This window comes from Oleiphilus sp. HI0067, assembly GCF_001635735.1.
Genome location: NZ_LWFI01000438.1, coordinates 1 through 532, shown reverse-complemented (window position 1 = coordinate 532; position 532 = coordinate 1). Strand labels below are relative to the sequence as shown.

The 532-nt window shown below is 43.0% G+C and carries 1 protein-coding gene; it reads right to left on the bottom strand.

Annotated elements, in window-relative coordinates; all coding sequences use genetic code 11:
- Nucleotides 1–532 (bottom strand): hypothetical protein (locus A3739_RS29395; RefSeq protein WP_197472071.1); only part of this gene is annotated, 532 nt, incomplete at both ends.

Here is a 532-nt window from a genome sequence, read left to right as displayed (position 1 = left end):
GAGCCTCATAGGTTGAGTTCGTTTGCATAGGTGCAATAAATAGAGTTGTGATACCCAGAGCCAAGCACACACCGAACCAGCTAAATCTGACCACAGCCCATATTAGTAGTAACGCGCAAAGTGCTAACCATTCTCTCGTGAAAGATAAGCTGAGTAGGCTGATTACAATCAGGCAAACACTCCAAGCGGCATACTCTTTCGGATCCGAAGGTAAGCTAGGCCATTTTCGTTTGTATTTCCATATTGTGAGTGCGGGGCATAGGCAAGTAATCATCATTGCAGAGCTAACTGTCTGTCGCATGTATGTGGCAAGTAGGTCTGAGTGTATGTCGGCGCCGATTTTTATTGTTAGAGTGTACAGGCCAACACTGAGTGTTGATGCAATAAATGCCAGTACAATAAATTGAATTGTTTCGGTGCTATCTCCGAGTATTCTGTCACTTAGTTTTTCGTTTTCGTGCTTGTAGTAAGGGAGCAAAATAGATAATGACAAGGTCGTTAAATAGATTGATGTAGCTAGAAGACCTGTCAG